The following is a 7,706-nucleotide window of genomic DNA, read 5'->3' on the forward strand; positions in this document are numbered from 1 at the left end:
GTGTCAGGAAGAAAAGAAAAGGAGACCAAGCAACCGTTAATTGCTTAATCTCCTTAGATAGCATAACCCTATTTGACATAGAGCCAAAATCAAAAGACTAGTTACTAACTCGCCTCTTACCTCAATCAGGGGTTTGTTCTTTAACTAGTCTTTTATTTTCTTCTATTATTCTTTATTCCCAGTGGTTAGCCACTATTTATAGCATCAAAACAGTATCATGAACCACTCGTACCCTTAGAGTAGTTAGTAAAATCAAGGGTTACAAAATCTCGGGACCTATTCCCACTCAATCGTTCCTGTCGGTTTTGGTGTGAAGTCATAAAGTACACGACTCACACCTGGCACTTCGTGGGTAATGCGATCAACAATCTGTTGCATAAGATCGAATGGAATGTTTTCGACGGTTGCTGTCATTGCATCTTTGGTATTGACAGCACGCACAATGACTGGCCAATCGTAAGTACGCTTACCGTCTTTGATACCAGTTGATTTAAAATCAGGTACCACGGTAAAATACTGCCATACTTTTTCAGCCAGACCGTTCTTAGCAAATTCTTCGCGTAAAATTGCATCTGATTCTCTGACTGCTTCTAAACGGTCACGAGTAATTTCGCCCAAACAACGAACGCCTAAACCTGGTCCTGGGAAGGGTTGACGGTAGACCATCTCATGAGGGAGTCCCAAAGTTTCACCAACTATACGCACTTCATCCTTGAAGAGAATCCGCACAGGTTCTACTAATTCAAAGTTCATGTCTTCTGGTAAACCCCCCGCATTGTGGTGAGCTTTGATGCCGTCTTCACTTTCTAAAATATCGGGCCAGATAGTTCCTTGAGCTAAGAAGTCTACGCCTTCTAACTTGCGCGCTTCTTCAGCAAAAACTTCGATAAATTCATTACCGATAATCATCCGTTTTTCTTCAGGATCAGTTACGCCTTCTAATTTCGTTAAGAAGCGCTCCACACTATCTGAATAAATTAAGTTGGCATCCATTTGGTTTTTAAAGACTTCAACCACTTGTTCTGGCTCGCCTTTACGCAATAAGCCATGATTGACATGGACACAAATTAATTGTTTGCCAATGGCTTTAATTAATAATGCAGCTACTACAGAGGAATCCACGCCTCCCGATAATGCTAATAGAACTTTCTTGTCGCCTACTTGTTCTCTGATTAAGGAAATTTGTTCTTCAATAAATTTCTCAGCCATCTCTGGGCTTGAAATACGTTCCATAGCTTCAGGTCTTCTTACTTCTACCATTGTATTCCTCCTAAATTTTATCTCTTGCGTTTATTCTATCATGCTTCAGCGAATGAAAGTATGTTTTTACAAGTTTTTATTCGGAATTTATCCTTTTTGTTCGCCTTTTAAATCTATTCAGCCAAAAGATAAGTTTTAGTATTTTTTAACGTGAATATGGTCAATATAGTGATTAACCGACTTATGCAAGACCACATCCGCTCGTGAACGAGTTGGCTTAATATGTTGGATTAAGTTAGGCAAGTTGATGGTAAACCAAACATTATCTGCATAAGCGATGGCTTCTTCTCGACTCATATTACTCATTTTATGATAATAATTAGAAGAATCTGTTTTCGCCATTTGTAAGTGAACCAAGAATCGCTCAACAAACCACTTATGGATTAGTTCTTGTTCAGCATCCATATAGATCGAAAAATCAAAGAAATCACTGACATAGATTTGTTGATTGGAAGGAAGTTGCAAAACATTAATCCCTTCCACAATTAAAATGTCCGGATTATTGATGATTTGATACTGACCTTTGACAATGTCATAACATAGATGGGAATAGGTCGGTACTGAGAAAGGAGAAGTCTGCGTCTTAATATGAGTCATAAATTCTAAGAGTAAGGACATATCATAGGACTCTGGAAAACCTTTACGGTGTAGCATCCCTCTTTGTTCTAGAACCTCATTTGGATAGAGAAAACCATCGGTAGTGATTAACTCCACTTTCCGTTTAGGGAAGGTCTCACTTAGCAATTGATGGAGCAAACGAGCCGTCGTTGATTTGCCAACAGCTACTGAACCTGAAATTCCAATGATGAAAGGCACCTTGCGGTATGCAAATGGGTCCACTTCCCCCATGGCAAAAAATTCCTGTTTAGCCATATTGTATTTCATGGTATGTTGAAAATCTGCTTCAATATAATGTAATAACGGACCATAAATTTCTCTAACATCTGTTTGCGTCAAACGGTCTTGGAGCGACACTAAACTAGCCAGCTCATCAATCGGTAAAATCTCTAAATTTTCCGATTGGAAAGCTTGCCATTCTTTACGATTATAGGTGGCATAATAATCATTCATTGCAAAATACATATCTTCCTCCTACTGAAGTCTCATAATGAATTAATACAAACTTCTTGTAATATGTGTTAAAATACTCCAATGAAACAGTATTTTTTAATGGTTAATTTGGCTCTTATTTTAGCATAAGCGCTACCATTAATATATATCTTTTACAGAAAGGAGCTAGTTCATGAACCATTCATTCGGTAAACCTCATTATTCTTTGAAATCAACTTCAAGCAAAAAAAATAAGCTGGGCCTTGGATTTGCTCATTCTAAAATTATTTTAATGGGTGAACATGCCGTGGTTTATGACTATCCGGCCATTGCCATTCCTTTCAAACCCTGTCAGGTAAAAGTCCAAGTGACACCTTCTGCTTACGCTTATTCAACCATTGACTGTCCTTATTATAAGGGAGCTTTTGAACAAGCACCGGATCATTTAAATAATTTAAAGATGGCTTTAAAACTAACCTTAGACTCCAAACAACTACCCAAAAGACCACTTCATATTGAAATTCTATCTGAAATACCACAAGAGCGTGGTATGGGATCTTCAGCAGCTGTTTCTGTGGCTTTAATTCGAGCAGTTTGTGACTATTATGGTAAGACCATCAAGGATTATCACTTACGCATGATTACAAATGAAGCAGAAGTGATTGCCCATCAATCAACATCGGGGATAGATACCCTAGTAACTTCTTCCAATCGATCTATTATATACTGTAAGAGTCAGCAAGCTCGTGATTTTGATTTGGACTTAGAAGCTTATTTAGTAGTGGCTGATTCCGGTCAAGTTGGCCAGACCAAATTAGCTGTCAATCACGTTGCCCAACTAAGACAAAGTAAGGCTAGCTTTGTTAATGGCGCTATGGAAACGATTGGGTTTTTTGTTCGTCAAGCCTTCCTAGCGATTCGTAAAAAAGATCCACTTGAACTAGGGCGTTTAATGACTTACAACCACTATTATCTCAACCAATTAGGTGTTTCCAACCCTTCCCTTGACCACATCGTCAATGCCGCTTGGTTAGCTGGCGCTTTAGGAGCTAAATTAACCGGTGGTGGCATGGGCGGTTGCGTGATTGCCTTGGCTAAAGATCAAACTCATGCCCAAATGATTGCTGAATCGATGGAACAAGCCGGTGCAGAAAAAACATGGCTACTTAACCTTTCAAAAGCAGAACAAGCAAAGGAGTCACATCATGACTAAAGATTTTATTGCTAATTTTCAAGCCCATACTAATATTGCTTTAATCAAGTATTGGGGCAAACGCAATCAAGACTTGATGTTGCCAGTTACCTCTAGCCTTTCTTTAACGCTAGAGGCTTTTTATACGCAAACACAAGTGCATTTTTCTAAGAGTTATGACGAGGATCAATTTATCCTAAATGATCAAACTCAATCTATCCAAGAGCGGCAAAAGATTTCGCGCTTTTTAGACCCGTTTCGTCAAATCAAGAACACGGATTTAAAAGCACGAGTAATTAGTTACAACCACGTCCCCACTGCAGCGGGTCTAGCTTCATCGGCCTCAGCCTTTGCTGCTTTAGCCTGTGCCTGTAATGAGGCCTTAAATCTCAATCTATCTCAAGAAGAACTTTCAATCATGGCCCGCTTTGGTTCAGGCTCTGCCTCTCGCTCTTTATTTGGCGGCTTTGTGGAATGGGAAAAAGGACAAGGTGAGGACTCTCAATCGAGTTTTGCTCGTGCTTTTGATGATGCCGATTGGGACATTGGCATGATTGCTTTAGTAGTCAATCATAAGGCTAAAAAGTTTTCCAGCCGTCAAGCCATGCAACACACCATTGAAACTTCCCCTTTCTACGCTTTATGGGCAGAGGAAGTAGCTAAAGATTTAGCATTAATTAAGGCAGCCATTAAGGCTAGAGATATTCAAAAAATCGGTCAAATCGCTGAACATAATGCCATGAAGATGCACGCAACCATGTTGGCAGCTAATCCAAGCTTTAGCTACTTTCAAGCGGAATCCTTAAAGGCCATGGAAGCCGTTCGCCAACTGAGAAAGACTGGCTTAACTGCCTACTTTACCATGGATGCGGGACCGAATGTTAAAATCATCTGTCCCTACAGTCAAATTCCTGCCATTCAAGAAAAGTTGAGGCAAGACTTTCACCCGCAAACAATTATTGTCTCTCGCCCCGGACCTCAACCCTTCTCAATTCCGCTTATTAATCATTAGGAGGATCGTCATGAATCCTAGGCATTGCCTTCAATCATCACAAACTCAAACCATAAAAATCCCTGGCAAACTCTATATTGCTGGTGAATACGCTGTTTTGGCGCCTAAGCAAGCAGCTATCTTGATTGCGGTCGACCAGTACCTTGAGCTGACAATCCGTCAAAGGACTAAGAAAGGCTGGCTGATTGAAAACCATCAAGGAGGCTATGCGCCCCTTTGCTTAGAAACAGATGATTCGCACTTGAGAGTTGCAGAAGACTATTCCCTAGAAGAAGATCAACTGGACCAGTGGCGTTACGTGATAGAAGCAGCTAAGGTGACCCACACCTTCTTACAAGAATCGAACTTTAATAGTCGAAACTTTCATTTACACATTCGATCACAACTATTAAGTGACTCGGGTAAAAAATACGGTCTAGGCTCTAGCGGTGCCGTAACAGTCGGTACCATCCAAGCTATACTTAACTTTCACAAAATCAAGCTTTCAGCTGAGAGGCTCTACCGCCTAGCCGTTATCAGTCAACTGCGTCTAGGAGCTTCTGGTAGCTTTGGCGATATCGCTGCTAACGCTTTTGGTGGTTGGACCTATTATATGGCACCTGATCGCAAGCTTTTAAAAGAAATGATCGCTAACGCTCCTTCGATTACGGCTTTATTAAAGCAAGAATGGCCAGATTTAATAATTGAAAACTTAGCCGTTTCTAAAGACTTGCAAGTCCTGATTGGCTGGACTCAGCATACGGCTTCTACCGACAATTTGGTCAAACAATTAAAAGACCAAATATCTGCTCAGCCACAAGCTTTCCAAGCCTTTATAGATCAAGCCCCTGCAGTCGTTCGTCAATTAAAAGATGGACTAATTAATAATCAAGCAGACCTAATCCAACAAGCCATCAGTAATTACCGTAACTTACTACTTGGCTTAGGTAAGGCTTATAACCTATCCATTGAAACGGCTGCTTTAAATCAGCTGATTGAAATTGGTAATCAACATGGCTATGCTAGCAAGAGTTCAGGGGCTGGTGGTGGAGATTGCGGTATTGCCTTAGGTTATGATATAAATACCAAGGAGATCATTCTCAAGCAATGGAAAGTTCAAGGAATTGTGCCCCTAAATCTTCAAGTGGCCCCACAATCAAGCTCAGAAAGGATTGAATAGATAATGACTTCTTCTTTATCGACCAATCGTAAAGATGACCACCTGCGTTATGCTTTAGACCAACAAAAGACTAGAAAAAATAATTCCTTTGATGACGTCCGTTTTGTCCACCATTCACTGGGTCGTCTTCATATCCATCAAATTGATTTATCCACTCAATGGGCAGGTAAAAAACATTCTTTACCTTTTTATATAAATGCTATGACAGGTGGCAGTCCTAAAACAAAAAGTTACAATCAGCATTTAGCCCAAGTTGCTGCAAGTACTGGTTTAACCATGGCGGTCGGCTCTATTTCAGCTGCCCTTAAAGACCCTCAAGTGGCTGATTCCTTTACCATTATTCGTCAAATGAATCCCCAAGGCTTTATCTTAGCCAACCTGGGAGCCCATCATGATCTGGAAAATGCCAAAAGAGCCGTCGACTTAGTTCAAGCCGATGCCTTACAGATTCATTTAAATACCGCTCAAGAGGTTGTAATGCCAGAGGGGGATCGTGATTTTTCAAACTGGAAAGAAAACATTCAAAAAATCGTTGATGACCTAGGGTTGCCTGTTATTGTTAAAGAAGTTGGCTTTGGTATGAGTCAAGAGACCCTTCAAGAACTAAAGGAATTAGGGGTCCAAACGGTGGACCTAGGTGGACGTGGTGGCACCAACTTTGTTCAGATTGAAAATCAGCGCAATGACCAGCTAGACTTTTCAAGCTTGACCAACTGGGGGCAAACCAGTGTAGAAGCTTTGCTAGAATCGCTGAATTTTCAAGATCAAATCAACATTTTAGCTTCGGGTGGTATCCGCGACTTTTTAGACATCGTCAAAGCTTTAGCTTTGGGCGCTAAAAGTTGTGGGATTGCAGGCAAATTTCTGCATTCGGTGGACCAATTAGGTGTTGATGCGACCGTTGATTGGGTAGGTGATTGGGCCTCAGCCCTTAAACGAACCTTACTCCTCCTATCGTGTCAATCAATTGAAGATTTGCGCAAAACAGATTTAATCCTCAGTGGCGAAAGTTACCATTGGGCTACAGCCAGACAGCTTGATGTCAACGCTCTTGCCCAACGCAGTCGAAAAAGCGAAACTTTCAAGACTTAATTTTTTTAATGTTTATTTTTGTTAGACGCTAAGACATAAGCATGCCCATTTTAGAAGCACCTTGTGTAACATATGTTTGACAACTCTAGAGTTTTCTTAATAGTTTTTATTCGTCTAATTCCCAATATCCATTATTACCACTTCCAATATATCTTAGGTTTTCTATTTCTTTAATTCGTCTTTCAATAGTTTTTTCACTTACACCAGCTTGTTCAGCTATTTCTTTTCTTGTTATCTTATTGTTAGCTCTTATCTTATCTATAATAAAGTCTATTAAATCTTCCTTGGACTGAACGACATCGTGAGCGTCACCGTGAACGACATCGTGAGCGTCACCGTGAACGACAGTCTCCCCACCCACTTTTTTCGTGGCAATTTCCTTAAGAGGAATGATGGTTTTAAAAATATCTCCTTCTTCAAAAACAGGTTCGGCTCCTGAATAAAGTTTTGCGTATTTATAGGTGTTTCTCATACCAGAGCCTAGTTCATCAGCAATTCCAATTTCTCGAAAGACTTTTGATATAGGTGGGTTTTTTGGAAAGGGTTTAAATCTTTTTATATCCAAAACACCTAAACCATGGGCTAGATTACTATTTTCAACTAAGATTTTTTCATCATCTATAATCATCTTGGCTGGAAAGCCACTAGAATAATCCCTATGGGCTAGGGTGTTGGATATTATCTCCCTTAAAATCATATCTCTTGCATTAACATTTAAAGTCCCGTCTAGAACAAATAAATCATTTAGATGTTTTTGCCCAAAGGCTAAAAGTCGATCATAGGAATCAATGAGGTTGGTTATCACCACATCTCGATCATCATAACGGTCTTTATTTACAACTCTGAAATCATGTCGACAAAGTAAATAGTTCAAATTAACGGAAGAGTCTATCTTTTGAAAGACATTTCGGTTATCTTTAAGTTGGAAAGCAAATCGCTGA

Annotated in this window: 6 protein-coding genes and 1 pseudogene; 4 read left to right on the forward strand and 3 right to left on the reverse strand. The window is 40.0% G+C overall.

Annotated features, from left to right (window positions below):
* Nucleotides 1-276: 276 nt before the first annotated feature.
* Nucleotides 277-1,203: pseudogene (gene guaA, locus ACQV2X_RS08270) on the reverse strand (glutamine-hydrolyzing GMP synthase); the annotation flags it as partial.
* A gap of 192 nt (nucleotides 1,204-1,395) precedes the next feature.
* A complete protein-coding gene (gene coaA, locus ACQV2X_RS08275; RefSeq protein ID WP_428873339.1) occupies nucleotides 1,396-2,343 on the reverse strand; it encodes a type I pantothenate kinase in 948 nt (315 codons plus the stop codon).
* 160 nt (nucleotides 2,344-2,503) lie between these two features.
* Here coaA and mvk point away from each other — a divergent pair, with 160 nt between their 5' ends.
* From mvk to fni, 4 genes are read left to right on the forward strand one after another with little or no spacing between them, the layout of a single operon-like run.
* Nucleotides 2,504-3,523 (forward strand): mevalonate kinase, encoded by a 1,020-nt coding sequence (mvk, locus tag ACQV2X_RS08280; protein ID WP_428873337.1) that lies wholly within the window; start codon nucleotides 2,504-2,506, stop codon nucleotides 3,521-3,523.
* A complete protein-coding gene (gene mvaD / locus ACQV2X_RS08285) occupies nucleotides 3,516-4,514 on the forward strand; it encodes a diphosphomevalonate decarboxylase (protein ID WP_428876170.1) in 999 nt (332 codons plus the stop codon). Before mvk ends, mvaD begins: the two co-directional genes overlap by 8 nt.
* A gap of 10 nt (nucleotides 4,515-4,524) precedes the next feature.
* Complete coding sequence (locus tag ACQV2X_RS08290) at nucleotides 4,525-5,673, forward strand: phosphomevalonate kinase (RefSeq protein ID WP_428882142.1); 1,149 nt, start codon at nucleotides 4,525-4,527, stop codon at nucleotides 5,671-5,673.
* Nucleotides 5,674-5,676: 3 nt separating this feature from the next.
* Complete coding sequence (gene fni, locus ACQV2X_RS08295; protein ID WP_428873334.1) at nucleotides 5,677-6,765, forward strand: type 2 isopentenyl-diphosphate Delta-isomerase; 1,089 nt, start codon at nucleotides 5,677-5,679, stop codon at nucleotides 6,763-6,765.
* Between the two features lie 106 nt (nucleotides 6,766-6,871).
* On the opposite strand, the gene ACQV2X_RS08300 is transcribed toward fni, so the two are convergent.
* Nucleotides 6,872-7,706: HTH domain-containing protein (locus tag ACQV2X_RS08300; protein ID WP_428894419.1), on the reverse strand; the 835-nt coding region annotated here is incomplete at its 5' end.

This window comes from Facklamia sp. P12945 (genome assembly GCF_050409485.1).
Classification (GTDB): domain Bacteria; phylum Bacillota; class Bacilli; order Lactobacillales; family Aerococcaceae; genus Facklamia.